This is a genomic window from Leisingera daeponensis, assembly GCF_019801465.1.
In the GTDB taxonomy this organism is placed as follows: Bacteria; Pseudomonadota; Alphaproteobacteria; order Rhodobacterales; family Rhodobacteraceae; genus Leisingera; species Leisingera daeponensis_A.
On record NZ_JAHVJA010000046.1, the window covers coordinates 1 to 686 of the forward strand.

A 686-nucleotide genomic window follows, 5' to 3' on the forward strand; every position below is an offset into this window, starting at 1 on the left:
GTAAGCGCTGTCCCGGCCCCACGTTGTAGCGCCTATCCGGTGCTGCGAGATTTTGCACATCTCATAGTGGGGAGTGCGTTTCGCAATGTGCGCTACAAATTCGTTTCTCAAATCGTTGGGCGTCGAGATCTACGCGTCGGGTCACCGACGGTGGCCGGATGAAGCCAAGGCCCAGGCAGTGGCGGATACGCTCGAACCGGGCGCGACTGTGAATGGCGTGGCGGCGCGGTATGATGTCTTAGCGAACCAGCTGTCGGCCTGGCGCCGGCTGGCGAAGCAGGGGAAGCTGGTGTTGCCAGCGGCGGAGCCGGACGAACCGGTCTTCGCCCCGTTGGTGGTCTGCGATGTGCCGGAGGTGCCGCCGGAGCCGGACATTGCGGCATCGGAAGAGGTGATCCGGATCGTCTCGGGCGAAGTTAGGATCGAGCTGGCGCCCGGCACGCCCGCAATCCGGATCGCAGAGATCGTGCATGCGCTCGGGGCCACGCCATGCTGATGCCCTCGCAGGGCGTCCGGATACTGGTGGTGACAAAGCCGGTGGATTTCCGCAAAGGCCATGACGGTCTGGCAGCGCTCGTGCAGTCAGCGCTGGCGGAAGATCCGTTCACCGGCACGGTCTTTGTGTTCCGCGCCAAACGGGCGGACAGGATGAAGATCCTGTTCTGGGACGGCAGCGGGCTTGTCAT

Annotated in this window: 2 protein-coding genes; both read left to right on the forward strand. The window is 64.0% G+C overall.

What is annotated here, in order from left to right; all coding sequences use genetic code 11:
- The first annotated feature begins 85 nt into the window (after positions 1 to 85).
- On the forward strand, positions 86 to 496 hold the full coding sequence (gene tnpA, locus KUV26_RS23500; RefSeq protein ID WP_222510278.1) for an IS66-like element accessory protein TnpA: 411 nt from the start codon (positions 86 to 88) through the stop codon (positions 494 to 496).
- Positions 490 to 686 (forward strand): IS66 family insertion sequence element accessory protein TnpB (gene tnpB, locus KUV26_RS23505; protein ID WP_222510279.1); only part of this gene is annotated, 197 nt, incomplete at its 3' end. The genes tnpA and tnpB, both read left to right, overlap by 7 nt.